25 protein-coding genes and 1 other RNA gene are annotated in these 26,124 nt (G+C 38.4%); 17 read left to right on the forward strand and 9 right to left on the reverse strand.

Translation table 11 applies throughout. From position 1 onward, the window contains the following. Positions 1 to 118: 118 nt before the first annotated feature. Complete coding sequence (locus AC6H0V_RS08425; RefSeq protein WP_497563284.1) at positions 119 to 1,618, forward strand: sensor histidine kinase; 1,500 nt, start codon at positions 119 to 121, stop codon at positions 1,616 to 1,618. Then, positions 1,606 to 2,301: a response regulator transcription factor gene (locus tag AC6H0V_RS08430; RefSeq protein WP_497563285.1), complete on the forward strand. Its 696-nt coding sequence runs from the start codon at positions 1,606 to 1,608 to the stop codon at positions 2,299 to 2,301. The genes AC6H0V_RS08425 and AC6H0V_RS08430 overlap by 13 nt, the downstream gene beginning before the upstream one ends. A 201-nt stretch (positions 2,302 to 2,502) precedes the next feature. Here the strand turns inward: AC6H0V_RS08430 and AC6H0V_RS08435 are convergent, their stop codons facing one another. Both AC6H0V_RS08435 and ssrA read right to left on the reverse strand, forming a co-directional pair. Further along, positions 2,503 to 2,826 carry a GIY-YIG nuclease family protein gene (locus AC6H0V_RS08435; protein ID WP_497563286.1) on the reverse strand — a complete coding sequence of 108 codons (324 nt, stop codon included), beginning with the start codon at positions 2,824 to 2,826 and terminating at the stop codon, positions 2,503 to 2,505. 173 nt (positions 2,827 to 2,999) lie between these two features. Next, positions 3,000 to 3,367: a transfer-messenger RNA gene (gene ssrA / locus AC6H0V_RS08440) on the reverse strand. Between the two features lie 237 nt (positions 3,368 to 3,604). Between ssrA and AC6H0V_RS08445 the strand changes: the two genes are divergently transcribed. The 5 genes from AC6H0V_RS08445 to AC6H0V_RS08465 all read left to right on the forward strand — a co-directional run bounded on the left by AC6H0V_RS08445 (position 3,605) and on the right by AC6H0V_RS08465 (position 7,187). Further along, a complete protein-coding gene (locus tag AC6H0V_RS08445) occupies positions 3,605 to 3,979 on the forward strand; it encodes a DUF3574 domain-containing protein (RefSeq protein WP_497563287.1) in 375 nt (124 codons plus the stop codon). Between the two features lie 676 nt (positions 3,980 to 4,655). After that, complete coding sequence (locus AC6H0V_RS08450) at positions 4,656 to 4,988, forward strand: ArsR/SmtB family transcription factor (protein WP_497563288.1); 333 nt, start codon at positions 4,656 to 4,658, stop codon at positions 4,986 to 4,988. Then, entirely contained in the window at positions 4,978 to 5,463 is a 486-nt protein-coding gene (locus AC6H0V_RS08455; RefSeq protein WP_497563289.1) for an SRPBCC family protein, read from the forward strand. Before AC6H0V_RS08450 ends, AC6H0V_RS08455 begins: the two co-directional genes overlap by 11 nt. Positions 5,464 to 5,470: 7 nt before the next feature. Further along, positions 5,471 to 5,803 (forward strand): cupin domain-containing protein, encoded by a 333-nt coding sequence (locus AC6H0V_RS08460; protein ID WP_497563290.1) that lies wholly within the window; start codon positions 5,471 to 5,473, stop codon positions 5,801 to 5,803. Positions 5,804 to 5,879: 76 nt separating this feature from the next. Beyond that, a complete protein-coding gene (locus AC6H0V_RS08465; protein ID WP_497563291.1) occupies positions 5,880 to 7,187 on the forward strand; it encodes an MFS transporter in 1,308 nt (435 codons plus the stop codon). Positions 7,188 to 7,459: 272 nt separating this feature from the next. On the opposite strand, the gene AC6H0V_RS08470 is transcribed toward AC6H0V_RS08465, so the two are convergent. The 5 genes from AC6H0V_RS08470 to AC6H0V_RS08490 form a co-directional block, all read right to left on the reverse strand. Next, a complete protein-coding gene (locus AC6H0V_RS08470) occupies positions 7,460 to 8,323 on the reverse strand; it encodes a hypothetical protein (RefSeq protein WP_497563292.1) in 864 nt (287 codons plus the stop codon). Positions 8,324 to 8,545: 222 nt separating this feature from the next. Further along, on the reverse strand, positions 8,546 to 11,869 hold the full coding sequence (locus AC6H0V_RS08475) for a tetratricopeptide repeat protein (protein WP_497563293.1): 3,324 nt from the start codon (positions 11,867 to 11,869) through the stop codon (positions 8,546 to 8,548). 29 nt (positions 11,870 to 11,898) lie between these two features. Then, complete coding sequence (locus AC6H0V_RS08480) at positions 11,899 to 13,245, reverse strand: sugar porter family MFS transporter (protein ID WP_497563294.1); 1,347 nt, start codon at positions 13,243 to 13,245, stop codon at positions 11,899 to 11,901. Between the two features lie 52 nt (positions 13,246 to 13,297). Further along, positions 13,298 to 14,686, reverse strand: a complete 1,389-nt coding sequence (locus AC6H0V_RS08485) for a Gfo/Idh/MocA family protein (protein ID WP_497563295.1) — start codon at positions 14,684 to 14,686, stop codon at positions 13,298 to 13,300. A gap of 102 nt (positions 14,687 to 14,788) precedes the next feature. Then, entirely contained in the window at positions 14,789 to 15,595 is an 807-nt protein-coding gene (locus AC6H0V_RS08490) for an endonuclease/exonuclease/phosphatase family protein (protein ID WP_497563296.1), read from the reverse strand. Between the two features lie 90 nt (positions 15,596 to 15,685). Here AC6H0V_RS08490 and AC6H0V_RS08495 point away from each other — a divergent pair, with 90 nt between their 5' ends. The 6 genes from AC6H0V_RS08495 to AC6H0V_RS08520 all read left to right on the forward strand — a co-directional run bounded on the left by AC6H0V_RS08495 (position 15,686) and on the right by AC6H0V_RS08520 (position 20,995). Continuing rightward, positions 15,686 to 16,315, forward strand: coding sequence for a phosphatase PAP2 family protein (locus tag AC6H0V_RS08495; protein WP_497563297.1), 630 nt, complete (start codon positions 15,686 to 15,688; stop codon positions 16,313 to 16,315). Positions 16,316 to 16,639: 324 nt separating this feature from the next. Continuing rightward, entirely contained in the window at positions 16,640 to 18,010 is a 1,371-nt protein-coding gene (locus tag AC6H0V_RS08500) for an exonuclease domain-containing protein (RefSeq protein WP_497563298.1), read from the forward strand. 198 nt (positions 18,011 to 18,208) lie between these two features. Next, complete coding sequence (locus tag AC6H0V_RS08505; RefSeq protein WP_497563299.1) at positions 18,209 to 19,096, forward strand: helix-turn-helix domain-containing protein; 888 nt, start codon at positions 18,209 to 18,211, stop codon at positions 19,094 to 19,096. Continuing rightward, positions 19,083 to 19,496 carry a DUF983 domain-containing protein gene (locus AC6H0V_RS08510; RefSeq protein WP_497563300.1) on the forward strand — a complete coding sequence of 138 codons (414 nt, stop codon included), beginning with the start codon at positions 19,083 to 19,085 and terminating at the stop codon, positions 19,494 to 19,496. Before AC6H0V_RS08505 ends, AC6H0V_RS08510 begins: the two co-directional genes overlap by 14 nt. Before the next feature lie 166 nt (positions 19,497 to 19,662). Continuing rightward, positions 19,663 to 20,508 (forward strand): CvfB family protein, encoded by an 846-nt coding sequence (locus AC6H0V_RS08515; RefSeq protein WP_497563301.1) that lies wholly within the window; start codon positions 19,663 to 19,665, stop codon positions 20,506 to 20,508. A gap of 286 nt (positions 20,509 to 20,794) precedes the next feature. Continuing rightward, a complete protein-coding gene (locus AC6H0V_RS08520; protein ID WP_497563302.1) occupies positions 20,795 to 20,995 on the forward strand; it encodes a cold-shock protein in 201 nt (66 codons plus the stop codon). 91 nt (positions 20,996 to 21,086) lie between these two features. Here AC6H0V_RS08520 and AC6H0V_RS08525 read toward each other — a convergent pair whose 3' ends face one another. Then, positions 21,087 to 22,535: an ATP-dependent DNA helicase gene (locus AC6H0V_RS08525; RefSeq protein ID WP_497563303.1), complete on the reverse strand. Its 1,449-nt coding sequence runs from the start codon at positions 22,533 to 22,535 to the stop codon at positions 21,087 to 21,089. A 52-nt stretch (positions 22,536 to 22,587) separates the two neighbouring features. On the opposite strand from AC6H0V_RS08525, the gene AC6H0V_RS08530 reads away from it, so the two are divergent. From AC6H0V_RS08530 to coaD, 3 genes are all read left to right on the forward strand, one after another. Next, on the forward strand, positions 22,588 to 23,415 hold the full coding sequence (locus tag AC6H0V_RS08530) for a DUF3822 family protein (RefSeq protein ID WP_497563304.1): 828 nt from the start codon (positions 22,588 to 22,590) through the stop codon (positions 23,413 to 23,415). Next, positions 23,406 to 23,942, forward strand: coding sequence for an RsmD family RNA methyltransferase (locus AC6H0V_RS08535; protein WP_497563305.1), 537 nt, complete (start codon positions 23,406 to 23,408; stop codon positions 23,940 to 23,942). Before AC6H0V_RS08530 ends, AC6H0V_RS08535 begins: the two co-directional genes overlap by 10 nt. A gap of 101 nt (positions 23,943 to 24,043) precedes the next feature. Beyond that, on the forward strand, positions 24,044 to 24,505 hold the full coding sequence (gene coaD / locus AC6H0V_RS08540) for a pantetheine-phosphate adenylyltransferase (protein ID WP_497563306.1): 462 nt from the start codon (positions 24,044 to 24,046) through the stop codon (positions 24,503 to 24,505). A 19-nt stretch (positions 24,506 to 24,524) separates the two neighbouring features. Here the strand turns inward: coaD and AC6H0V_RS08545 are convergent, their stop codons facing one another. Then, positions 24,525 to 25,133: an NUDIX hydrolase gene (locus AC6H0V_RS08545; RefSeq protein ID WP_497563307.1), complete on the reverse strand. Its 609-nt coding sequence runs from the start codon at positions 25,131 to 25,133 to the stop codon at positions 24,525 to 24,527. A 291-nt stretch (positions 25,134 to 25,424) separates the two neighbouring features. On the opposite strand from AC6H0V_RS08545, the gene pyrE reads away from it, so the two are divergent. Continuing rightward, complete coding sequence (gene pyrE, locus AC6H0V_RS08550; protein WP_497563308.1) at positions 25,425 to 26,087, forward strand: orotate phosphoribosyltransferase; 663 nt, start codon at positions 25,425 to 25,427, stop codon at positions 26,085 to 26,087. Positions 26,088 to 26,124 lie beyond the last annotated feature (37 nt).

Consider the following 26,124-nt stretch of genomic DNA (forward strand, 5'->3'; position numbering starts at 1 on the left):
TGTTTGTTTCTTCAAAATTGGGAAACCAGAATATTAAAATCCGTTATCAACTTTGTTATTTTAGGTTATATTATGTTAATGCCAATTTTTGGTTGAGGGATTTAGTATACATTTGAATATGAGAAAAAGTACTAATCTGCTTGTTCTGATCTGTTTTGTAGCAATGGCTGGGCTGTTGATGTTGCAGGTGTACTGGATAGTGAAATATTACAAGAGTACAGCTGCAAATTTTGAGAAGGAAGTAAATCTCGCTTTCGAAGATGGGATTAAAAAGGAGTTAAGCCTGCGCTGTGATACTATTCAGCAAATTATCGAGAAAAAGATCCTCGATACCAATTCCTTTGTGATTAGCGCACGTTTTGATAAAAAAGACAAAAAGTACGTGTACACCATTAGCGCAAAAGGAAATGCGAAGGATAAATTTTCTTCCTCTTTTTCGCTGAGCGATTACAATAAAGCGATACCAAAAGATAAGTCAGATACCAGTGTTCGCCGCCATATTGCAGCCGCACTTGCATTGTTAATGAGGGATGAAGATCTCGAATCGCATGTTATTTATTACAGAACGCAACTACTCGGCACATTTATGAGCGACCAGACCAAAAAGTACCAGTTTGATACGGTCCGGCTCAGGCCAGCTTTCAATAGCTATCTTAACCAAAGAAATATCCATGTTCCCTATAGTTTCATTGTAAAGAAAAAAGATAGCACACTCAACCATAGGCCAATAGGAAAAAGCCAAGCTATTGTAACCAAGGCTTTCTCTACCTATCGATTTACCGATGATCAGCGATACGTGAGGGCATCATTTCAAAGTCCTTTCCCCTATGTGCTATCACGCATGTGGTTAATGCTTTTGTCATCGTTATCAATGATGATCATCGTTTCGGGATGTATGATCTTTATTTTAAAAAGTCTCTTTAAAGAAAAAAGATTATCGCTCATCAAGAACGATTTTATCAGTAACATCACCCATGAATTTAAAACGCCAATTGCCACTGTTGCTGTTGCGATAGAAACCTTAAGCAATCCAGAAATTAGACACGATAACGAGAAACAGCTACGCTATCTCCAACATGCAAAAAACGAAATCGAGCGGCTAAATCTCTTGGTTGATAAAGTATTAAATATTGCTATTTACGAAAACGGCAAGTCTAAGCTATTAAAGGAAGTGATGTCTTTTGATGAAAAGATCGAAGAATTAATAGTGCTACATCAGCTCTCTGCCGAGAAAAAAGTACGAATCAACTATCAGAACACTAGTAATCTAACCACAATCAAAGCAGATCCCACCCAATTTAGGCATGCCTTAAGTAATATCATCGATAATGCCATCAAATATTCGGGAGACGAATCCATTATTACTATTACCGCACAGCGGAAGGATGGTTTTTTGGTGATAAAAATCGAGGATAACGGGATTGGGATTGCCGAAAAGGATGTGAATATGGTAGTTGAGAAATTTTATCGCGTTGGTACGGGGAACAGTCACCCTGTAAAAGGCTACGGATTAGGATTAAATTATGTGAAACAGATTATGGAGCAGCATCACGGCTGGTACAAGATCGAAAGTAAATTAACTATAGGAACAACAATCACCCTCGGATGGCCAATTTAACCAAAATTCTTTTTACCGAAGACGAGCCTGCATTGGCCGAAATCGTGAAGGAAACGCTGATTATGAAAGGATTTGATGTTTTCCACGCCATTAGTGCAAGGCAGACCATAGATCAGTATCATGCGCTAAAGCCCGACATTATGGTTTTGGATGTGATGCTCCCAGATGGGGATGGCTTTTCTATTGCCAAACAAATCAGGGAGATGGATACCTCAACTCCTATCCTGTTCCTCACCTCAAAATCTCTACCCAATGATGTGGTAACTGGTTTCGAAAGTGGTGGTAACGATTACCTTAAAAAACCTTTCAGTATAGAAGAACTGGTAATCAGAATCAGGGCCCTCCTAAGCCAGAACCGATTGGTAGTAAAAACAGATGATCAACAAAAGCAATGTATCAATATTGGGAGTTATCAATTCTATTACCCAGAGGGAAGATTGGTGCATGCAGGTCAACACAGAATGCTTACCCATCGCGAAGCAGAAATCTTGCAGCTTTTGTTATTAAATAAAGGGAATATGTTAGATCGCAACATCATCTTAAATACCCTGTGGAACAATAATGATTATTTTTCTGGACGAAGCCTCGACGTGTTTATTGCCAAACTAAGAAAATACCTAAAAGAGGATGCTTCTGTTTTTATCATCAATATTAGAGGGCGTGGGTATAAGTTGGTTTATTAGGAATTAAATATATTTAAACGCAAAGGTCGCAAAGAATTTCGCAAAGAACGCAAAGAAGAATGGAAGAAAATAAATCAAAACAGCAAGTATATCCGAATAGTTATTTATTTGAGGAGCTATCAATACAACCCAGATCAGTCCAATAATTGAACTTATTAATGAGTTTAATATTTTAAAACCGAAAGATTGCTTGCTTTTTAGCTAATTTTCTTCATCGTTGTCAGCAAAAATGAATACAACTTTTTCTGCGTATCCTAAGGTATGAAGAGTTGATCGTAACATCAATTTAATCGCCTTTTTTCCAGCAGTAGTCTTGAAATAATTTTCACGATTTCTGGCGTCTTTTTCAAATAGATAAAACTCGCAGAAAATCAATTTCAATGGTCTTCGATAAGCTGTGCTTTTTACTCCTCCAGAATTATGTTTTATGATACGATTAGACAGATTCGAAGAATAGCCAACATAAAGCATTTTATCTTTTTCGCTAAAAAGTACATAGGTGCAGAATGGTAATGGTTGATTCATTCAAAAAAATTATGAGATGAATGCGACACGAGCAATTAGGTTTTCTTACGAAATGTATTCTAATTTATTAAGATTGCTTTACAGCAGATGTCGTTCCTCCATCGCTGTGGGTCGGCTCCACTAATCACAAAGCGAAATGCCCATCCTTTAGGAATGGGCATTTCTGCTTTTGTGAGTGGAGCCGAAGGGGTTCGAACCCTTGTCCAGTTGTGTGATAAATTATGCCTTCTTCATGCTTATTTTCCAATTAGTTTTCGGGATCAGTCGGGCTGGAAACCGACCTTAACTTTCACCTTAGGTATTTTGTTTCGCTATTGTACCATACCTTTACAACAGCTAGCAGTGTTATTATGATGCCTCTAGTACTAACCTAACATTGCAGCAGTTAGCGAGACAAAAGCTTACGAAGTTCTAAACTAGGCAGCTAAGGCGTAAGTATTTTCGCCAGATATAGTGTGAACGTTCTCTTTTAAGTGCTCTCCGTACAACGCACTGCATGCTAACATACTTAGCTCCACCCTGTCAAATCCAAAACGGCCCCATTTGTAAGGTCTCAGTTTGCAGTTAACAGTTTTCAGTTGGCTGCTATTGAGGTTACAAATATACAAAATTTATGCCGTTATGGGTATTTGTTAATAGATTTTAATCTGCGAATCTGCGGCCCATGCCTAGATACTATTGCTTTAAAGTCTAAGAGACCATTTTGAATTTGACAAAATAAAATCCTTTCGTATATTTAATTGCTAGTCAATTAGTTCTCATAATTACATCCATGATTATGTCTTACAAAATTTTGCTTGCTTGTTTTTTTCTTTGTTCCTGTTCGGCTCCTCGAATGGTAGAAACTGATTTATATTTTGGACAAACAAGACCTGATGGGAGCATGATTACAGAAGCGGAGTGGAAAAATTTCAAGGAAAATCAGATCAAAAAAATTTATAAAGAAGGGAGTACAGTAATTAATGCCCAAGGGAACTGGTATGATCCTGTAAGTCATAAGCTCATAACTGAACCCTCCTATGTTGTAGTATATTTTCACAAAAAATCCCCTCAACTATCACAACAGATTGATAGCCTCAGGTCTTGGTATAAGACCATGTTTCAGCAACAGTCTGTATTACGTGTAGACAAAAAAGTAAAAGCGGATTTTTAAAACCCAGAGGCATACTGCGCTTTGAGCTATAAGTTTGAAGGTTGAAACGTTGAGGTTCATTGTGCCAGCAGAAGAAACTTTCGGTTCTTAAATGTCTGACCTGTCGGTAGGCAGGGATGATAAATCTATGTGTACTATGTTTCTATGTGGTTAATTCTGTTTTGCAGAAAGGGGAATCTAATTTATAGCCCCCTAGGAGGCGGAACATTACCTGGGCGTGGCATATCCTTACCCTGAATCGGATAAGTTGCTTTTAATCTTTTTACTTTGCATGCTGAGAGCACCAGCAAGATCAAACAGCAAATTACAATGGATCTTTTCATTTTAACTTCTTTCTAATTTGTTTAGCAATCCGATTACAATATTGGATATCAACTAAAGTTAACCTTTTTTCTATAAAAACTAAAAATAGAGTTAGGCCTTCCATTAAAAGGGGCAGCGGAGTCTCTAATAACTTAGCTGTTCTTAGGCGCCTTACTGCCTGCCGGCAGGCAGGGATGGTGAAAATGATTTGCTCCTATGCGTGCTATGTTTCTATGTGGTTAATTCTGTTTTGCTGCAAGGAGATTGCCCCAAAGGGGCTCCCGCGGAGCTTCGCTAAAAGCTCGCAATGACGAAAATAAATTTGCGCAAGTAAATACTTGCATTTATATTTGCAAGCACTTACTTGCATAAAATGAAAGCCAGAAGAGATGTATACCAGGCCATAGCCGATCCAACGAGAAGAGCCATTATAGATTTAGTGGCAACCGAAACACATAACGTAAACTCGATTGCGCAACGATTTGACATGAGCAGGCAGGCCATTTCCCTTCATGTTGGCATTTTAGCAGAATGTGGGCTTATCACCATAAAACAATCCGGAAGAGATAGGTATTGTGAAGCCAAATTAGATCAACTGGATGAAGTAGCCTCTTGGGTTACACAATCTAAGCAACACTGGGCCAAACGATTTGAAAAATTAGATCACTATTTAGTAGACTTAAAAACAAAAAAAAATGGAAAATAGCAAAGAACTCTTCATCTCGCATCTTTTTGATGCCTCACCCGAACTTGTGTTTAATGCTTGGACAGACCCGGAGCAATTAAAACACTGGTATGCCCCTGCCGGATGCAGTATTGAATTTAAATCTATTGAGGTAAAAGAAGGAGGACAATTTCATTCAGTAATAAAAGATCCTGTGCATGGCGAGTGCTGGATTATAGGCACTTATCAGGAAGTGATCGTTCCAGAAAAACTGGTTTTTTCGATGATCCTATCTAATGAACAAGGAGATATGGTTAGTGCCAATGCTGCCGGAAAATCAGATGAATGGCCAGAGGCGATCCTCACAACGGTTACTTTCGCTCCTATCGGCAATCAAACAAAAGTTACCTTGCACCAAACTGTGGATGAACTGGAAGCCAAAAAAACCGGAGCTTACCAAAGCTGGTTCAGCATGTTTGATAAACTAAATGATAGGTTGTTAATGCATCTTAAATAAATTCATCATGATCTCTCCTCTCAGTCTAATCGATCTCCAAAAAGAGGCACTAACAACCGAAAGGTATAAAAACGTTCCCCTATCTCTAATAAATGATCATGTGGTGAGGCTTGGCATAATGACCGAGCCCTTCTACTGGCATTATCACCCTAATAGCGATGAAACATTTCTAGGGGTTGAGGGAATTTTGTTCATCGAACTTGAAGATCAAACGGTAGAATTATCACCCGGACAATTATTTACCATACCAGCTAACGTGAGGCATTGCACACGACCAAAAGGCGATAGATCTGTTAATCTTACTTTTGAACTGGCGGATATGAAAACTGTTAGAATTTAAGATAATATGATTACCATAAAATAACGTAATTTTAGCATAAGCTTGCTCCATGCCCTTTGCCCCCTGCCCGTAAATTATGGTTAAAAATCTAATTCAAGAGACCAATAACATCTCTGCCAAACGTTTAAGGGCAATCTTCGGCGGCTCTATCGGTAATCTGGTAGAATGGTATGATTGGTATGCCTACTCGGCTTTTGCCATTTACTTTTCTGCTTCTTTTTTCCCAAAGGGCGATGTAACTGCTCAGCTCCTAAATACAGCTGGAATTTTTGCTTTAGGATTTCTGATGCGTCCGCTGGGGGGATACATCTTCGGTCGCCTTGCAGATAGAATTGGTCGCAAACGCTCCATGACACTTTCAGTATTATTAATGTCCTTTGGTTCCATGTTAATCGCTTTAACCCCAACTTATAAAACCATTGGAATCGTTGCTCCTATTCTTTTATTAACCGCCCGCTTGATCCAAGGATTAAGTGTAGGAGGCGAGTATGGCGTTTCAGCTACCTATCTGAGCGAAATGGCAACAAAGAATAGACGTGGATTTTATTCAAGTTTTCAATATGTAACCTTAATTGGCGGACAATTATTGGCCCTAGGTATCCAATTGGTATTGCAAAAAGTGTTTTTAAATGAAGCTCAGTTATTAGATTGGGGATGGAGAATTCCTTTTGTTTTCGGTGCCATCCTATCATTGGTAGCACTTTATTTAAGAAAGAGTTTATCAGAAACACAAGCTTTTGAAAGTCAGAAAAATCATACCTCAAGCAAAAAAGGGACGATCAAAGAATTACTAAAGCATCCCTCTGCAATCATTAAGGTAATAGGTTTAACCATGGGAGGAACCCTGGCTTTTTACACCTATACCACTTACATGCAAAAATTTTTGATCAATACCATGCATCTAGATAAGGAACAGGCTACACTAATCTCTTTCTCAACCCTATTCCTTTTCGCTTGCTTACAGCCTCTATTTGGCGCTTTATCGGATAAGATAGGCCGAAAACCCTTGTTGGTTGGCTTTGGTATTCTGGGCACGATCTGCACTGTACCCCTTCTCACCCTGTTGAGCGAAACTACTTCTCAATGGCAGGCCTTTATATTATTAATGATCGCATTAATTATTGTTAGCGGATATACGAGCATCAATGCCATCGTTAAAGCTGAGCTTTTTCCTGCCCAAATTAGAGCCCTAGGGGTGAGTTTACCGTATGCACTAACTGTAGCAATTTTTGGGGGCACTGCAGAATATATTGCTTTATGGTTAAAAGGTATCCACCATGAAGAATATTATTATTGGTATATCACTGGGTGTATTTTTATTTCACTCTGCGTTTATGTATTGATGAAAGATACAAAGGCGAGCTCGAGCCTGGATAAAGAGTAAGTCATGGGGCTTGGGGCGTAGAGCGTTAAAGCGCTGAGCCTTGCGTGTATAGTGGGGGTCGAACACTCAAAAGATATATCAAGTGAGTCCCACATTGTCAGGCTGAGCGTAGTCGAAGCCATGGTTACCATTAAAATGCATTTTTTGCACTTCGACTACGCTCAGTGTGACAACAATGGGTAAAACAGTAATCTAAAAATGTGATGCCTGTCGAAGCACAACATAAATTCAATTCGGCTTTCCACAGGCTCACACTTACACCTCAAGAATTCCTATTTATTAATATCCTGATAGATTAATCGTAAAAATCGATCAAACCTTTCGATTTCAAAATTCTGCGGGTCATCATGTCCATCAGGAATGCCATTATCAATTACAGCATGAAATGTAGGAACCAACCAATCGCCTTTTCTAAAGCTTGCGATCATGTAGATTAATGCTAATCTTTTATACTGTGCTTCGCTAAACCCTGGAATAATAGATATGGCATCGTTTTTCTTGCCCGGATCGGCAATCCGAGGCTGGATTACCTCAACATGAATAAAGCTGCCCACTATATTTGTTGTGATCAATAGATTTTTAACTGGGCTTTCGAACTTGGTAGCATGAACAGGCTTGCTCAAATTATTGGAAGTGATGGATGCACCCAGTCTGTTAATGAAGATGTGCGTGTATTTGAAATCCTTTTTGTTATCAAGTCTGTTTCCCGTCCACGAAACCGAATCAATGTTGTTTGGGAAATCGGTAGCACCCGTTAAGAAATTACTCGTATCATGTATTACAAAATAACTCGCTCTTTTATCAGCCACTGCAGATAATGGAGAATCGATGGACCCTCCGATTTCTTCATCCATGATATGCTCCTTGCTTAAATATCTTTGCAATTTCTTTTTACGAAAGAGTTTAACTTTTCCCGTTAACAATGAATCCAAAAATGGTGGTAATGAAGTTAAGCTATCTCCTAAATTGGCATATTTTTTAACGTAGCGCAACAGATAGGTGGCCTGTTGATATTTGGTTCCCTTAAATTGCATGCTAACCGTGTCGAACTTCGCAGCAACAGTTGATTGTGCCTGAAGTTTAGAAACATTAACCAACAATAAAAGTATCAGTATAACACAATATTTTTTAATCATTTTAGTGGTAGCTATTTTTTTAACACGTAAGGGTGCCCGCCCTAACTTATAAGTCTTATATGGTGGCTATTTTTAAACATATAAGACATATAAGGACATATAAGAAAGTGCCGTGTTAACTTATATGCTCTTATATTTCTTATATGTTTCAATTTTAGCTTATCAAAACCCAATAATCCTGGCAATCCTATAATCCTGATAATTCTAGTCGATCCTAGCATCCTAGTCAGTTACCATCTCCAAGTGGCTTTTCGCCCCTTGATGTTCGGCATCTAAGGCTAGCACCTGTTGAAACGCTTCTTTCGCTTTCTCGGTTTTTTCTAAACCCAAATAGCCCAATCCTTGCATAAAGTAACAGTGGATCTGGTTTCTAATGTTTAGATCATCTTCAAATATCAAAAGATTGGGTAGGGAAACAGCAAAATAATCAACCTTGATATCATCGTTTAAGTGCTCATTGCCATATTGAAGCAAATTATTGAAAATCTCTTTTGCTCTTTCGCTTTCGTTCAGCTTTTTCCAGGCCAATCCTTGATAAAAAATCTGATCAGGCTGTTGGTCATTATAGAACATAGCGGCTGAGGGCTCGCTCGACCCGATCGTAGCTTTTTCAAAGTAGGATTGCTTATTTGCTTCGTCCTTAAGGCCTTCATAGGCGCATCCTAGCCAATAAAAGATATCATTTTCTTGGGCGCCATATAGTTTTCCTTCTCCAAGATTGTGTGGATATTGCTGGGCTCTTTCTAGGATATAAATGGCTTTCATAAAATCACCGCGTTTGATGGCCTGTTTGGCCAATTGAACCAAACTGTACACATACTGTCCGGAGGCCTTACCTTCGCCTCCCTCCCAGGGGTGAAACTGGCGATTGGTTAATAAAGCCAATGCATCTTCATAATTGCCCAAAAAATTGACAATGGATACGTGCTCTAAGTACACGTCATCCCTCTGATAGGCCGTTTTTAGATACTTTAAAAGAAACTGATTTCGCTCTTCGGGGGTTTTGTTTAATCGTTTGTAAAGTTGGTGCAGCTCCATCAACACCCGTGCATCACTTGGGTCTAATCTAAAGGCATTCTCAAAGTGTTTCAATGCTTTTTGTGGCTCATTTAACTTATTAAAATAGGCAATGCCCAAGTTTCTTAAAGATGTTGGGAAATTACTATCTAAATTGGCCGACTGCTCCCAATACTGAATGGCATCCTCATATTGGCGCTTATCGTAAAACAGATTCCCTAAATAATAGGGTGCTTTCGCATCTGTGGGATTTGCACTAATTGCCCATTTCAATATATTAATTTCTTCTAGTCGATTTGGAAAACACAGATAGGGATCGGCAAATTGTGCGTTGCTTAGTTGTGATTTGGCTTGGTCTTTATCTCCCAATTTATCATAAAATGATGCTAAGCAATAAAATACGATAGGATTTGTGCCCTTGGGCTGTACGGCCCAACTTAACAGGTCTATAGCCTCTTCGTACAATCCAGCGTTGGCAAAATCTATCGCATAAGCAATAAAATTTTGTGCGTCGCCCCTAGATAGATCCAACATTTCTTTAAGGGAAGTTTCGCTTAATTTTTCTTCCCCCAGTAGGCGATAGCAATTTGCCAATGCAAAAAGTACACCCAAGTTAAATGGATCTTTCGTTAAAGCTAACTTTGCAGCTTCTATAGCCTGTTCACCTTCGCCCAATTTATAGAGCGCAATAACTTTTAGAGCGTGGGCCTTGCTATTATTGGCGTTCCTATCCAATGATAAATTTAAATGTTCTAAGGCAAGTTGGTTATCGCCTCGCGACAGGTCTATTTCTGCAATTGCTAAAAAACCACTATCCTGCCAACTCTTCCCCCAGGTTGCCTTATAAAAGGCCTGATATGCCTCATCATCCTTAGCCAAAAATTTGCAGCAAAGACCCAGATTATAATAAGGTTCTGTATCGTAGGGATTTGGATTTCTACCTGTTCCTGTAGTGATCGCCGTTCTAAAATAAGCCTCGCTCTTAGCAAATTGTCCTCGTCTTAAATACCATAATCCTAATGCATTATTACAACGAAAATCGCCAGGATCATTTATCAACGCCTGCTCATAATAAGGCACAGGATTATAGGTAGCATGACGATATTGTTCTAAATGTTGCCCAGTAAGAAATAATTGTTCGTTATTTTTAATTGCCGAGGGCGATAATGCCGGTTTCGCAGCTTCTGGAATTGCATTCTTTTTATTTAAGGCCGGAGCATAGCTGATCAGTTCTTTACCCTTAGAATCCTTTAATGTTAACACTAATTCTTCCTCAGTTAAAGATAGGTCTACGGCTATATTTTTATCGTACACTACTTTAGGATCCAGTTCAACAACATCACTAAATATTAATTTTCCCTGATGGCTCAGTTCAATTTTAACGTCTGACTGGATAGATGTTCCGTAAATTTTAAGGATAATCTGGTTGCCAATTTTATTAATGGTTAATAAGATATCTTTTGTGGCATTTTTTACTACCCCAAGTTCTTTGTAAGGTAAAAAATATTGCGTGAAAGATTTTTCCTCGTTCGGCAATAACCACGTAAAATCTGGCTGATTATCGGTGAACATACCGGTCATCAGTTCAATATAAGGGCCATCTTCGTCTGTAAGATTGCGATCCCAGGCCTGTCCGAAATCACTATGCCCCCAAGTCCACTGCTTTTTACCTGGCGACACATGGTGATTGGCCACATGCAGCACTCCACCCTGTGTATCATGCTCATATCCACCAACAAAATCATATTCAGAATTAATGGCCATATAAGAGGTTGGAACGGGGATATTTTTGTACCAAGAAATATCGGTTCCAGGCGCATAATCAACTTTATAATAGGTGCCAGTGGCGATGGGGAATGTAGAGACATCGCGTTTCCCGTGATCAAAAACGGCATTAACATCTGGTGGAAATACAGATTGGTAATGATCGTTTACTTTAACTGCCGGATTTGCCCACCACAAAAAGGTTTGTGGCAGTAATGATCTGTTGTATAATTTAGCCTTAATTTCTAGGTAGGCCTTTCCTGGATGCAGCGTAAAACCCGCCATCCCTTTAGTATGAAACATTTGTTCTATCTCATTTACCCATACGGTTTTACTTCCATCTGCATTTTCCTCGATCTTATAATCGATCGCATTAAAAGTACTTGGTCTATGGTGTTGGGGCCAATTAAATTCTATTCCTCCAGAAATCCAGGGTCCGGTTAAGCCTACTAATGCAGGCTTGATCACCTGGTTGTAATAGATAAAATGACGTTGCTTTATCTTATCATAAGCCATTTGAACCCTGCCTCCAAGCTCGGGAAGGATCATAATTTTAAGGTATTCGTTTTCTAAGAAAAGTCCTTTATACGCTTTGTCTTCCTTTTCATCTGCTATTTTTTCGACAATTGGATTTGGATAAACCGCACCACTACTTCCCTGATAAATACGTTTCTCGAAGAACATCGGATTTTGATCCGGTTTACCAATCTGATAGGTAGGAATCATTACCTGTTCTTCCCAAACGTTTACGTACGACTTTTCCATTCGAAATGCTTATTTTTTTTTATTGACGATTAGTGTCTGATTAAATTATCTTCTAATTCTTCTAAGGTTTGGCCCTTTGTTTCTTTTACTTTCATTAACACAAACAGGAAGCCTAAAAAGCAAATGCCCGAGTATAGATAAAACGGACCAAAAGTTCCCATCATTCCTTTTAAAATGGGGAAAGTGAAGGTAAGGATCGCATAGGCTATCCATAGCGAAACCACTGCTACTGAAGAAGCGGCCCCACGAATTTTGTTGGGAAAAATTTCTGAGATCAATACCCATGTTACAGGTGCTAATGATAGTGCATAAACACTAATTGCCAACAATACACAAATAGAAATCAGCTCTGCTGGATAACTTTTTTGCAACATAAATGCCAACGTGATATGCAATATGGCCAAACCCAAAGATCCAATAAGCATTAATGGGCGACGGCCTAGTTTATCAACGATAAACATAGCCAGGATGGTAAAAAATAAATTAACTATCCCAATTGAAACGGTTTCGAACAACTGGCGATCCAAGTTTGCTCCAACCGATTCGAAGATACTGGAGGTATAATTAAAAATCACATTCATCCCACAGAACTGCTGAAATACAGCTAATGTAATGCCTACCACTACTGCTGGCCTTACGCCCTTGGCAAATACTGCTTTATAGCTTTGCTTTTGAATGCCGACCAAAGATTTATTGATGGCCGACATCGTATTTTCTACAAATGTTATAGAACCAATTTTGGTTAAAACAGCCTGGGCTTTCTCTGTTTTTCCTTCTTTTAATAACCACCGCGGACTTTCTGGCAAAAAAACTACTCCAATTAAAAATACAAGGGAAGGGATAGTGCCTAAACCAAACATCCATCGCCATGCTTCGGGCCCATGATCAGCTAATGAATAATTAACCAAATTGGTAACCAAAATTCCAATTACAACGGTTAGCTGGTTAATGGCAACATTACGCCCTCTTACTTTTGATGGAGAGATTTCGGCAATATACATCGGACACACCATGGAGGCCATGCCAACACCGATACCAGCAGCCAGGCGCATCACAATAAAGAAACTAAAATTTGGCGACAAGGCAATCCCAAGAGAAGATATGGCAAAGATAATTGCCGCTAACATCAATCCGGGCCTTCTGCCATATTTATCCGTTAATCGTCCTGCCATTAAACAACCTATAATACAGCCTAAGGCCAATGAGGCTGTTAAAAAGCCTTCTCCAATTGCAGTTAACTGATAGGCAGTTTTTAAAAAAGGGAGGGCCCCAGAAATTACGGCAAAGTCGAACCCGAACAGATACCCACCCAATGCTGATATAAAAGAAATTCCAATGATATATTTATTGTGGAAAGTTTCGGGTTGTAGATTCATTTAATACGGGATAATTAGATTAAACTTGTTCAAGGTTATAAACATATCTAAATTATACAATAATGGATGTAACTTTTTTGGTCTTCCTACTTTTCTCGGCCATAAAACCCATCAAATGGCTTTCTATAGATTCATCGATTGTAGAAGTGAGCATTTTTGCATCCTGATGTGCAACCGCCTGAACAAAATCTTTAGCCAATAACCAATCTCCACCTCCGTGCCCACTATTTTTATAACCATCTACATCTTCAGCAATGGGTTTTAGCGTCACAGATTTACCCGTTTTAAAATTATTTACCACCAGTTCGGTCATATCACCAACCATATCGCCCATGGCACCAAATACCCGAGTTCGCCTACCGGCATAAGAAGCAAAGGCTTCCATTGAAAAATTTGCGGTAATGCCATCTTTAAAACGGATGCTCGTAATGTAATGATCAGGTTGGTCGTTATCCATGCGATACACACACCGGCCATAATTAGTGGTTTTAAGGCGATCCATAATTACGGCTTTCTTATCAGGCGCATCTGCAGGAATGTCGAGAACGGAATTTCTATTTCCTCGTTCTACATATTCTTTAATTGCCGAATAAGGACATTCTCTTTCCACTTTACATCCATCGGTGCAACGATTTGTGCTTCCTTCGGGTGCATTCGCCAACTTAAACCATTTTAAATCGCCCATGGCAATTATTTCTTCGCTAGGTTTATCAATTACCCATTTGATAATATCCAGATCATGACATGATTTAGCTAAAAGTATGGGAGTAGTTTCTTTAGAATTATGCCAATTACCTCTCACATATGAATGTGCCATATGGGTATGCTCTATTGGCTCTAGATGCTGCACGCTCATTACCGGACCAATTGCGCCTGCAGCTATCAATTGTTTCATCTTAACAAAATATGGGGCATACCTCAATACGTGGCATACGGCAACTATTCGGCCTGTCTTTTTTGCCATGGCTAAAATAGCTCGACATTCTTTCTCGGTTGGCGCAATAGGTTTTTCTAATAACACATCGTATCCCATTTCTAGCGCTTTCATGCAGGGCAGATAATGCAGGTTATCTGGCATAGAAATGATTACGGCATCTGCGAATTTTGGACGTTTAAACACATCTTCCCAAGTATTAAATCGATTTTCTGTAGGGATGTTGTGTATTTTACTGTATTTATCGTTCCGAAAAGGGATGGGTTCTGCAACTCCTATAATATCCAACTGATCTGGATTTGCCGCAGCAAAACCTCCATACACATTTCCCCTGTTACCCGCACCACAGGTAATAGCAGTTACGGCTTTAGCAAATGGCAGGTGTTTTGGGTTGGATGGAATGCTATAACTAAAGGTGTCATCGCTAATCTTTGCAATGGCTTCTGGTGCAAGAATTGCTGCACCCAAAGTAACCCCTAAATTTTTGATCAGACTTCTACGGTTCATAATACTGTTTTAATACTTATTGATATGTTGTTTTAATTTTTTAGATACGGTTAACTAAATCTAACAATTTTTTGTTAATCGGAAAATTATCAACCGATAGTCCTACTTATATTGGTACGTAGATACCACAGGCCTGTGATCTGACGCATAGGTCTCTTCAATCACATTATGGGCGGTTACCCTCCAGTTTGCATTTTTTAGGGCGATATAGTCGATAGTCTTTTTTGGGAAATCTTGCGGGATGGTATAGGCACAACTTGCTGTACAGCTACGTTTAAATTCCTTATCCAATAAATCAATAGGTTTCGACTTAGATTCGCAGTTTAAATCGCCTACTAAGAGTATGGGTTGTGTAGTAGTTTCCAATTCCCTAAGGATGGCTTGCATCTGCGCCACGCGATTGCTATCTGGCCTTGTGGCATCCAAATGTGTGTTGGCAAAAAGTATGGTTCTTTTGTTTGGGAGTAGGATGCTAGCATAAGAAAGCACTCTCGGCTCTCCTTTAGCTACTTGGGGCAATGCCAAATGGGTGGCCTTCGAAATTGGGTATTTACTTAAGATCGCTACACCATAATCGCCCCCATCATAGTCTATGGCTTTAAAAAACTCGAAATGCATGCCCGTTTTTTCTGCTAAGAGCTTTGCTTCATCGATATTTCCAGATCTTTTCGTAAAACGATCCACTTCCTGAAGTCCAACCAGGTCGGGATGTTGTTTCTTGATTACTTCGGCTACGGCATCCAAATCAATAAGACCTGGCTTTGAAGGTGGGTTGGCATGATGAATATTATACGTCATCACTTTTAAACCGCTGCTAGCAACATCAGTACTACTCATTTTAGGAGAACAAGACAAGAATAAGATGATGATAGCTAATAAACTTAAAATGGGGTATAATTTTTTTGTCATGTAGGAACGTTTTAAAATTGTTTATCTTTATTCATCTGATGACTATAAGTCATCAGATGAATATACGTCATCCGATGAATATAAAGATAAATGCTCAAAAGAAATCAATTCCTCGTCCTTATTTTCATTGCGTTTGCAATCTGCTTTTTAGCCCTTGGCATTTTTGTAGTTTATCATCCTATTCCGGTACTCGACCATAAAATTTCATTGTTGGTGCAGACCTACCATTCAGATTTTTTGGATAAGATCATGTTGGGGATCAGCTTTTTCGGCGAACTGCCCTACTCGCTGCTCATGGTAGTTATAGTTGCATTTATATTCTTTAAGTATAAATTAAAACGTGAAGCGTATTTTATTACCTCCATCTTATTGTCCGGACTACTTATTCTGGCCATTAAAAACATGATTAATAGGCCCCGACCTACACAATTTTATGTACGGTTAGTAGAAATCAATAGATACAATAGCTTTCCCAGTGGGCATGTGCTATCCTATATCCTATTTTTTGGGTTTATGATTGTGTTGATGCAAACAATAAAAGGCATTCCAAAACGCACCAAAAATATAGTAACTTACATTTCTGCATTTTATATCGTTACCATTCCATTCTCCAGAATTTATCTAGGGGCACATTGGTTTACAGATACGCTAGGAGGATTTCTATTGGGTGTTTGCTGCTTAATGGCACTTTGCTATTTCTATTTTAGAAAGAAGGCTTAGCTAAGGGCCTGGAGCATTTTGGCGTTTTGCGAATAGCAGGTGGCAAAGGCGGTTTGGTTCGCTTATCGCCTAGATCTGTGTAATCTACATAATCTGTGTAATCCCCTTAAAAAAGAGACGGGGATAAAGCCTAAGCCCTATCCCCGTCATCTAAATTAACGCTCTCATATATATAGACGTTAGAATGGTATGTTTATTACATTCGAAGAAATATTTTTTAAGTGGAGCGTTTGGGGTTAAGCGTAAAGCGGTGGGTTCGCTTATCGCAAAACGCTTATCGCTAAACTTTTTTTCTTTACTAATTTTTTTAGTATATATTTGCTTATGTTATATGCTGTTGTTGATATCGAAACCACTGGAGGCTATGCCGCTGCGCATGGTATTACAGAAGTAGCCATTCATGTTCATGATGGAGTGAACGTGATTGAGCGGTATGAAACATTAATTAATCCTCAACAACCTATCCCTTTTCATATTCAGGCTTTAACTGGTATAAACGATGAGCTTGTAGCCGGAGCCCCTTCTTTTAATGAGGTTGCCGATAAAATCTACCAGTTGTTACACGATAAGGTATTTGTAGCTCATAATGTTAATTTCGACCATTCTTTTATCAGGCATCATTTAGAAGCCTGTGGCTATTCCTTATCCTGCAAAAAACTATGTACCGTGCGTTTGAGCAGAAAATTGTTCCCAGGTTTGGCTTCCTACAGCTTAGGTAAACTTTGTACGGCATTGTCTGTCCCAATAAACAATAGGCACCGGGCCGGAGGCGATGCTGCCGCAACTGCCGTTATTTTGGGTCTATTAATCGAGAAAGATACAGATGGTTTAATTCCGGGTACCTTTCAAAAAACTTCGAAAGAACAGACCTTGCCGCCCAATTTACATCGCTCAGAAATAGATAAGTTACCCAATTCAACCGGTGTTTACTACTTTAAGAACGAAAAAGGAAAGGTAATTTATGTAGGCAAAGCTAAAGAGCTTAAAAAAAGGGTAAGCACTCACTTTAGTGGACATAACGTTAGCCAACAGCGTCAAAATTTCTTAAAAAGTATCCATAGTATAGATTTCGAGCTGTGCGGAACAGAGTTGATGGCCTTTATTTTGGAAGCCACAGAAATTAAAAAACTTTGGCCAGAAAACAATAGGGCCATGAAACGCTTTGAACAGAAATATTCCCTATACCATTTTGAAGACCAGAAAGGCTATATCCGATTGGGAATTGATAAATACCGGAAAAATGGTGCAGTTCTTTATAGTTTCAATCATTTGTTGGATGGGCATCAACTATTGAGGGATCTTATAGCCCAACATCAGCTGTGCGAAAAATTATGTTTTATCCAGTCAACACCAGCAGCTTGCACAGGCCATGAATCCTCAAGTTGCCTTGGGGCCTGCATTGGCGAGGAAAGTGCCGAAGATTATAATTATCGTGTACACCAAGCGATTAAACAACTAGAAAGTTTATTGCCATCATTTGCTTTATTAGATAATGGCAGGGTCGATGATGAAAAAAGTTGTCTATGGGTAGAAAAAGGTAAATTTTATGGCATGGGATATATTTCTCACTATACGGATATCAACGATTTGGAAACCTTAAAATCTACCATTACCCCCTATCCTTCTAACGATTATATCATGAACATGATTTTATCGCACAGTAATCAATTTCCGCAAAAAATGATTGCTATTTAATGGTTAGTCGAGTTCCGATAAAATCGGGATGTAATCTTGTCTTACATATTATCTTCCTTGGGTACAGGATCTCCTGGCCAGGATCTCTTGGGCCAGATTAAATCCCGATAGCTATCGGGACCAGAACATCAGTAAAAAGTACCATTTAATCCCAACATAATACCATTGGATTAGGAAGCTTTCCTGTACCTTTGTAATATGAAAACGAACATTCCCGTTTATGCCATAGAAAACCTTGCTTCTTATAAAAATGAAGGTATTTTGGTAAGCAGATTTGGGTCTTATGCACAACAACATCACCACTTACATTCGGCACATAGGCATTCTTTTTACCATTTGGTGTTTTTTACGGCCGGTAGTGGAAACCAGCACATCGATTTTAAAAAATTTGAGGTTAAACCGGGGCTCATTTATTTCATGGTGCCTGGCCAGGTACATAGTTGGAACTTTACTACTGAGCCAGATGGTTATCTGATCAACTTTTCTATAGATTATTTACATTCCTTTCTATTGAAGGCCGACTATCTGGAGCGTTTCAGTTTTTTTAGTGGGCAACCAGACCAACAAGTGATTGACCTTCCATCTTCCTTGCAGCAAAAAATTAGTGCAATTTTCGAAGAAATGCTTCATGAGGGCCAACGCAATCCATTGATCAATGATGATCTGGTTAAAACCTTATTGTTAAAATTGTTCATAGAAATAAGTAGGATTTCAGACGAAGCCCAAATCCCTATCAAAAATTCATACAACCGTACCCTGTTAAGGAGTTTTCAAAATTTAATAGAAACAAATTACATGCATTTAAGGTTACCAAAACAGTATGCGGAGTTATTGTACATTACCCCAAACCATTTAAATGCACTTTGCAATGATTTTTTGGGTGCCTCTGCGGGTTCTTTAATTAGAGATAGGGTAATTTTAGAAGCCAAACGCCTGCTGATCAATGTAGATTTACTAGTATCCGAAATTGGTGCTCAATTAAACTTTGATGATCAATCTTATTTTATCAAATTCTTTAAAAAATATGCAGGGGTAACACCAGAAAAATTCAGAAAATTAAACACTAATACACATGCAATCAACTAAAGAGAATAACGCCTTACATATTTCGCAGTGGCATGCGTTTACCAATGCCAAATGCCCACGTTGCCGAGTAGGAAAAGTATTTGTCGGTGCCACCTACGGACTTAAAATCCAGAAAATGAACGAATATTGTCCACATTGCAATCTTAAATTTGAACGTGAACCTGGCTATTTTTACGTTGCCATGTTTGTTAGCTATGCTATGAATATAGTGGAAATGATTGCCGTAAGTATAGCAGCCTATATTTGTGGGCTTACATTGGAATACGAGAACCTATGGTATTTTGTGAGCATCTTATTTGGGGCCAGCTTATTGTTTTCTCCTTTCAATTATCGTTATTCGAGAATAGTTTTATTGTATTGGCTTTCTCCAGGACTACATTACGAACCGGGACGGAGTTAGGAGTTGGGAGTTGGGTTTACTCAAAACTCCAAACTCCAAACTTATACCTATCTTTGCACCAATAACAGCTATTGGAGAAAATAGCTTAACGTATTAAACTAAAGGTTAAAGATTAAAGCTTAAAGCAGCTTTGGTCTCTCGGCTTTTAGCTTGTAGCTAAAAAAAAATGATAACAGTAGGAAAATATAACGAGCTGAGGGTTGCGGCTAAAAACAGTGATGGTTTAAGTTTATCAGATGGGGATAGAGAGATTTTATTGCCTTATATGGATGTTCCACAGGGCCTTGAACTAGGTGATGATATTCGTGTTTTCGTTTTTGTTAATAAGGATGGAAACACCATTGCAACCACGCAACATGCCCGTGCCGAAGTAGGTGATTTTGCATTTTTAACAGTAGTTGATGCTACAGATGATGGTGCCTATCTGGATCTTGGGATTGGAAAGGACGTTTACGTACCCACTCGCGAGCAAAAAAGACCAATGCACAAGGGAGAAAGCTATGTGGTTTATGTTTATTTAGACGAAAGCAATCAACGGATGTTGGCTTCATCCAGACTGGATAGATTCATAGAAGAAGATGATTTTGATTTTGATGAGGGCGATGAAGTGGGTTTATTGATCAGTGAAAAAACAGATCTTGGTTTTAACGCTATCATTAACAATAGATATATCGGCTTACTTTACCATAATGAGCTATTTTCTAATTTACAGGCCGGCGAAAAGAGAAAGGGATGGATTAAAAAAGTACGAATAGAAGGTAAAATCGATTTGAGTTTACAGCCATTGGGATACAGCCATATCTTGGATACCAAAGAGGTGATCTTAAAAGAACTTAGAGAAAATGGGGGGCAAATTTCACTTGGCGACAAAAGTACACCAGAAGAAATTTATGAGCGCTTCCAGATCAGCAAGAGCGCTTTCAAAAAAGCAATCGGCGGCCTTTACAAAGAACGCGCTATTACCATTGGGCATCAGGACATTAAAATTGTTGTTGATCACTTAGCGGATTAATTAATAGTGTAAAAATATTTTAAAATTTAGCAAACCTTTTGTCTTTTCAAACGTATTTATAGATGAGTAGAATCTACTTAAGGGAGTTTTTTTGTGAGGTGTAGCTTGTAAGGGCTACACCTTTTTGCGTTTTTATAAGCTAAATGTAAAAAATTTCTTCTCGATAAATGCCCAAAGCATACTTTATTGCGGGTTTTTTGGTTAAAATTTGTAATTGTATAAAAATAATTTAAGCTTTTGTATTGAAATTGTTATCTTCACTTTTTAATTTAATAAAAAAGAAGTTATGACAGGTACAGTAAAATGGTTCAATGATTCTAAAGGATTTGGTTTTATAACCCCGGAAGAAGGCGGTAAAGATATATTCTGCCATCACTCAGCATTGGGTGGTTCTGTAAGATCTTTGCAAGAAGGACAAACAGTTGAGTATGAAGTGAAAGAAGGAAAAAAAGGTCCAGAAGCGGAAAACGTAAGAGTTGTTGGATAAGTAAGTATTTTTTTTATTTATTTATTTGATGCAGAAAATGTCTCGACAGTTGTTGAGACATTTTTTTTTTGCGTGTTAAGACTTCGTAAGTTTAGGTTAAGTCTTGCTGCGTAGCAAACAAATTTTGAGAAAAGTTAACTAGAAATAACACTTTTTTGGCCCTGGTTAATGCGGTATATAGCCATCTTAAAAAATCAAGATCCACCATATCATCGGTTAAATAGCCCTGATCTACAAAAACAGCATCCCATTGTCCACCTTGTGCTTTATGGCAGGTTACAGCATATGCAAATTTGATTTGAAGTGCATTGTAATAAGGGTCTTCTTTTATCGCCTGCATTTTTTCGCGCTTACTGGGCAGGTGATTATAATCTTCCATTAACCCATCGAAAAGCTGTTTATTTTTTTCATAGGAGAGATTTGGTGTTTCGGCCTGCAAGGTATCCAATATAATTTTACAAGAAATCGTTCCCGCATCTAAAAAATCTAGAAACTCAAGTTGAACTTCTGCAAATCGCAGTCCGTATCTTTCTTCTTCTTTACGCACGCGCACCACCTTTGCCATATCGCCATTGGCTATAAATGCTGCCTCCGGATGATCAGGCAACCAAAAATAATTGTTCCGAACCACCATGATCTGATCTCCGCCACTCAACTCTTCATCCCGATACAGTAATCTAGCCCTGATTTGATTGTTGTACACATTGGCTGATTTATTAGACCTACAAACTACCAACGCATTCTCTATTCCAAATTTACTATAGGCATATTCCAGCCCCTCAACCAATTTAACGCCCGTCATGCTAAAAATATCTTTGTAGCTTTTGGTGATAAACTTTGGCATCACCTTTTGTTGGTCTTCGTAGGTATTAATCAAGTTCCGCAATATCGTTGCATTAGCTAAAATTCCTGATTTTTTTTCTTGCCTGACTACTTCTTTTAACTCAACGGCTGTTACTTTTAATCCGAAGTTGTCTGTTAAGTATTTTTCGTTCAGCGCCGGACTTTCCGTACTGCCAACCGGGGGCAATTGAGCGGTATCCCCAACAAACAATAAGGAACAATTTTTGTCCATTCCATTTGGTGCAAGCTGATATACAAATTCGATCAGATCTTTTAAAAAAGAAGAGCCACTCTGGGGATTCCATTCATCGGCTATCATCGAGGCCTCATCAACGATAAATAAGGTATGTTCTGCCAGGTTGGGCGCCAATTGAAAAGCCATCTCTGTAGCCACCGCACTTTTTCTTCTATAAATTTTCTTGTGGATAGTTAGTGCTCTTTTATTGGTATAGTTACTGATCACCTTTGCCGCTCTTCCTGTTGGTGCTAACAAAGCAACTCTTAACCTAAAGTGGGGAAGCGCTTTAACCAGAGCTGCTATGGATGTAGTTTTACCGGTACCCGCATATCCTCTTAAAACGAAACATTTTTTGGTATCCTGCTGTCGTAAAAAGGTTGTTGCTTGCTTGCAAAAAACCAGTTGTTCTGCTGTAGGTTCGAAGGGATAGGATTGGGCAATCAGGTTGGTTTTATCCATTTAGCAAAGATGCGATGGTAATGTTATAGAAAAAAGTTATTTTTGCTAACACATGAACAACAGCAACGCTATTTTACTTATAGATCCTACATTTGATCCAGATACCGCATTCTCTTGTAATTTATTGATCAAAGTTGGTCTGGATAGTTTATCATACGCCATTATTAATCATGAAGCAAAAAAAGTAACCGCTGTTTTTGATGAGCAGGAATGCAAAGATGTTGCCCAAAAATTTGCCGAAAGATTAAAATTTGATCCTTATCTTAACCTACCCTATCGGGAAGTAAAAATTGCTTTAAATACCTCAAATACCATCGCTATCCCTAATGATTTCTACAGCGAGAATGATTTATCGGCCCATGCCCAATATTTTACGGCCTTAGAAAATGAGAATGTATATGCCCAAGTACAAGACCATTTTGGTTTTACAACTGTATTTTCTTTGCCAAAATCAACTGAAGAAATTCTTGAAGCCCAACTACCAGAGAGCAAAAAATATCAAGAATTAGCGGGGCTACTTTCTTTTGCAGAAAATACTAAAGGAGATGCACTGATTTTAGATCTTACGGTTAGCGCCTTGAATATCCTTTATGTAAAAAGCAATAAAATTCAATTTCAACAGGTCTTTGAAATTACAACTACTGAAGAATTTAATTATTACATTTTGTTGGCCATAAGCCAATTAGACATAAACTCAAACGAAACGAAGGTGTTTTTGAGCGGAATTATTCACGAAGGTGATGAAAAATACCAGTGCCTGAAGAAGTATTTTAACGAAATCACATTCACCGTTATCGATGATAAACTTAACCAAGAAGTTTTAAATGATATGCCCGCGCATTATTATAGCAGCTTACTAGCACTTAATCAATGCGTATAATCGGCGGAAAATTAAAGGGAAAAGTATTTAATGCACCTGCCCGCCTACCGGTCAGACCCACAACTGATATGGCGAAAGAAGCGTTGTTTAACATTCTTTACAATACCTACGATTTTGAAAATTGCAACGTTCTAGATCTTTTCAGTGGAACTGGAAGCATTAGCATCGAATTTGCATCACGCGGAATTAAACACGTTACTTCGGTTGATAAACATGCAGGCTGCGTTTTTTGGCTTAAATCTGTAGTAGAACAGTACGATTTAACCCAAATTGATCCTCAGAAAGCAGATACTTTTAAGTTTTTGGCCCAAGATACCAATCAGTATCAGCTCATTTTTGCAGATCCGCCCTATGATTTGCCTAATATTCCGTTAATTCCCCAACTGGTGATGCAAAATAACCTCTTAAGTGATAATGGAACTTTAATTGTAGAACATCCACCCATGTTAAAGCTAAATCAATTGCCAGGATTTACCGAGGTGCGAAAGTATGGGAACTCGTCTTTTAGTTTCTTCGAGAAGGTTTAACCACCTTAGATTGCTAAGGCATCTAAGGAACACACCTAAAGCAGAGACTTAGGTTTCTTAGCACTCTTAGGTGGTAAAATATAAATTAACTACATTTGACTATGAAGATTGCTCTATTTCCTGGTTCATTTGATCCGATCACCATTGCCCACGTTGATATTTTGAAACGGGCATTACCTTTATTTGATCAGGTTATAGTAGGAATTGGGTTAAACAGTTCGAAGCAAAATTTTCTTTCTGCCGATAAAAGAGAAGAAATTGTACAAACCATTTTTGCGTCATTTTCAAACGTTGATGTTCAATTATATGAAGGGTTGACAGTGGATTTTTGTAGAAAGATAAATGCAAAGTATATGGTTCGCGGCATCCGCTCTGCGTCGGATTTTGAGTATGAAAGGGCAATCGCACAGATTAATCAAACCATGATGCCCGATGTAGAAACCATTCTATTGTTAAGCAAACCAGAATATTCGGCCATCAGTTCTACTATTGTTCGTGATATTTTAAGAAATAATGGAGATGTTAGTCCGTTTGTACCGAAAGAAGTGATTCAGTTTCTGTAACTAGCTAATTCCCTGATTATCACATCAACTCTTCAGCCTCCAACACATCTAAAATCAAGGGATAGGTATTTTTGATTTTGGCTTTAATCCTCGATGGGCCAACCCATGATGCGGTGGTAATGCCCTCTTCCTTCTGAGGGATGAGTTTTGGAACACCTTTTACAAACATCTTATACCAGTTGGTTTTTTTAAGGATAATCTTTCCATTAAGCTCGTAAATATGATAGGTCTTGCAAAGGCATTTATCTCGTTTTTCAATTTTAACGCCACACTCCTCTTCCACTTCTCTTATCGCAGTATCTTTTAAGCGCTCATCTTTTTCTACTTTTCCTTTTGGTAGATCCCATTTTTTATTCCTAAAAATAAACAGAAACTCGCCCCTGGCATTCTCCACCAATCCACCTGCCGCTTTAATTATGGTTAACTTCTTTTTAATTGCTTTAAACAGCTCTTTAGGTGTTTTTGTGGTTAATACATATTCTTTTTTGTTTCCTTTCTTTAAGTTTTTATAAAATTCAAGAAAATCGAAATCAGCAGAATCCAGCTGATATACCTTATCAGTTTGCTTGGGTAAACTTTTGGTTATGAGCAAGGTTTGGTTATGGATATAAATTCGATAGTTTTTCATATTAGGTTGGTTGCAAATAGCTGGCATTAGTAAAATAAGTCCGCTATCTTTTTTGTTTGGTTTTTTTTTCAACCATAGATTTTAAAAGTATCAAAAAAAACATGAAATCCATACCTCAACTGGTTATAAAATTAGGTTTATAATACCTTTATAATAGATTTAAACTGTTTTGGTAAAATGTTAGCAAATCAATCTGTTCATTATCAATAGGTTGAAACTTGGAGATTTTTTTAATGTGCTTAAACCTACAAAGAAGCCACTTTCCTAAATATAAATCATTAATTTTGGAGCATGTACAATAAAAGTGATATTGAATTAAAGGTAGCAGAGTTTTTATTACAGATTAAGGCCGTTAAACTACAACCTAACAATCCATTTACTTGGGCATCAGGCTGGAAATCTCCAATCTATTGCGATAATCGCATTACGTTGTCGCATCCTCCAGTTAGAACCTATATCCGTCAAAAATTAGCCCAGCTTATCCAAGAAGAATTTGGAGCAGTTGATGTAATTGCTGGCGTCGCTACAGCTGGAATTCCACAGGGCGTATTAGTAGCCCAGGAACTTGGCTTACCTTTTATTTATGTAAGATCTAAGGCTAAAGAGCATGGTACAGGAAGTTTAATCGAGGGGGAGCTAATTGAAGGTCAACGTGTTGTTGTAATCGAAGATCTAATTTCTACTGGCAAAAGCAGTTTACAGGCAGTTGAGGCGCTACGTGCGGCAGGTTTATCTGTGGCAGGCCTAGTAGCCATCTTCACTTACGGATTTGATCAAGCCGAAGAAAATTTCGCAAGCGCTAAATGTCGCTATTCTACGTTATCTAATTATCCTGCACTAATTAATTATGCTGCAGAACATAGTTTTATTGCCCAAAATGACATTAATTTATTGAACAAGTGGCGTGAAAACCCTGCCGCATGGGGCGAAAGTGTAGCTGTAAGTGCAAAATAAAAGCTAACTTACATTTAATCTCATTATCCTACCATTT

Source organism: Pedobacter sp. NO84, from assembly GCF_059703915.1.

What these genes read in the sequence shown, in the direction of transcription:
- AC6H0V_RS08425 (WP_497563284.1), top strand. Translation starts at nt 119, where the DNA reads ATGAGAAAAAGTACTAATCTGCTTGTTCTGATCTGTTTTGTAGCAATG.
- AC6H0V_RS08430 (WP_497563285.1), top strand. Translation starts at nt 1,606, where the DNA reads ATGGCCAATTTAACCAAAATTCTTTTTACCGAAGACGAGCCTGCATTG.
- AC6H0V_RS08435 (WP_497563286.1), bottom strand. Translation starts at nt 2,826, where the DNA reads ATGAATCAACCATTACCATTCTGCACCTATGTACTTTTTAGCGAAAAA.
- AC6H0V_RS08445 (WP_497563287.1), top strand. Translation starts at nt 3,605, where the DNA reads ATGTCTTACAAAATTTTGCTTGCTTGTTTTTTTCTTTGTTCCTGTTCG.
- AC6H0V_RS08450 (WP_497563288.1), top strand. Translation starts at nt 4,656, where the DNA reads ATGAAAGCCAGAAGAGATGTATACCAGGCCATAGCCGATCCAACGAGA.
- AC6H0V_RS08455 (WP_497563289.1), top strand. Translation starts at nt 4,978, where the DNA reads ATGGAAAATAGCAAAGAACTCTTCATCTCGCATCTTTTTGATGCCTCA.
- AC6H0V_RS08460 (WP_497563290.1), top strand. Translation starts at nt 5,471, where the DNA reads ATGATCTCTCCTCTCAGTCTAATCGATCTCCAAAAAGAGGCACTAACA.
- AC6H0V_RS08465 (WP_497563291.1), top strand. Translation starts at nt 5,880, where the DNA reads ATGGTTAAAAATCTAATTCAAGAGACCAATAACATCTCTGCCAAACGT.
- AC6H0V_RS08470 (WP_497563292.1), bottom strand. Translation starts at nt 8,323, where the DNA reads ATGATTAAAAAATATTGTGTTATACTGATACTTTTATTGTTGGTTAAT.
- AC6H0V_RS08475 (WP_497563293.1), bottom strand. Translation starts at nt 11,869, where the DNA reads ATGGAAAAGTCGTACGTAAACGTTTGGGAAGAACAGGTAATGATTCCT.
- AC6H0V_RS08480 (WP_497563294.1), bottom strand. Translation starts at nt 13,245, where the DNA reads ATGAATCTACAACCCGAAACTTTCCACAATAAATATATCATTGGAATT.
- AC6H0V_RS08485 (WP_497563295.1), bottom strand. Translation starts at nt 14,686, where the DNA reads ATGAACCGTAGAAGTCTGATCAAAAATTTAGGGGTTACTTTGGGTGCA.
- AC6H0V_RS08490 (WP_497563296.1), bottom strand. Translation starts at nt 15,595, where the DNA reads ATGACAAAAAAATTATACCCCATTTTAAGTTTATTAGCTATCATCATC.
- AC6H0V_RS08495 (WP_497563297.1), top strand. Translation starts at nt 15,686, where the DNA reads ATGCTCAAAAGAAATCAATTCCTCGTCCTTATTTTCATTGCGTTTGCA.
- AC6H0V_RS08500 (WP_497563298.1), top strand. Translation starts at nt 16,640, where the DNA reads ATGTTATATGCTGTTGTTGATATCGAAACCACTGGAGGCTATGCCGCT.
- AC6H0V_RS08505 (WP_497563299.1), top strand. Translation starts at nt 18,209, where the DNA reads ATGAAAACGAACATTCCCGTTTATGCCATAGAAAACCTTGCTTCTTAT.
- AC6H0V_RS08510 (WP_497563300.1), top strand. Translation starts at nt 19,083, where the DNA reads ATGCAATCAACTAAAGAGAATAACGCCTTACATATTTCGCAGTGGCAT.
- AC6H0V_RS08515 (WP_497563301.1), top strand. Translation starts at nt 19,663, where the DNA reads ATGATAACAGTAGGAAAATATAACGAGCTGAGGGTTGCGGCTAAAAAC.
- AC6H0V_RS08520 (WP_497563302.1), top strand. Translation starts at nt 20,795, where the DNA reads ATGACAGGTACAGTAAAATGGTTCAATGATTCTAAAGGATTTGGTTTT.
- AC6H0V_RS08525 (WP_497563303.1), bottom strand. Translation starts at nt 22,535, where the DNA reads ATGGATAAAACCAACCTGATTGCCCAATCCTATCCCTTCGAACCTACA.
- AC6H0V_RS08530 (WP_497563304.1), top strand. Translation starts at nt 22,588, where the DNA reads ATGAACAACAGCAACGCTATTTTACTTATAGATCCTACATTTGATCCA.
- AC6H0V_RS08535 (WP_497563305.1), top strand. Translation starts at nt 23,406, where the DNA reads ATGCGTATAATCGGCGGAAAATTAAAGGGAAAAGTATTTAATGCACCT.
- coaD (WP_497563306.1), top strand. Translation starts at nt 24,044, where the DNA reads ATGAAGATTGCTCTATTTCCTGGTTCATTTGATCCGATCACCATTGCC.
- AC6H0V_RS08545 (WP_497563307.1), bottom strand. Translation starts at nt 25,133, where the DNA reads ATGAAAAACTATCGAATTTATATCCATAACCAAACCTTGCTCATAACC.
- pyrE (WP_497563308.1), top strand. Translation starts at nt 25,425, where the DNA reads ATGTACAATAAAAGTGATATTGAATTAAAGGTAGCAGAGTTTTTATTA.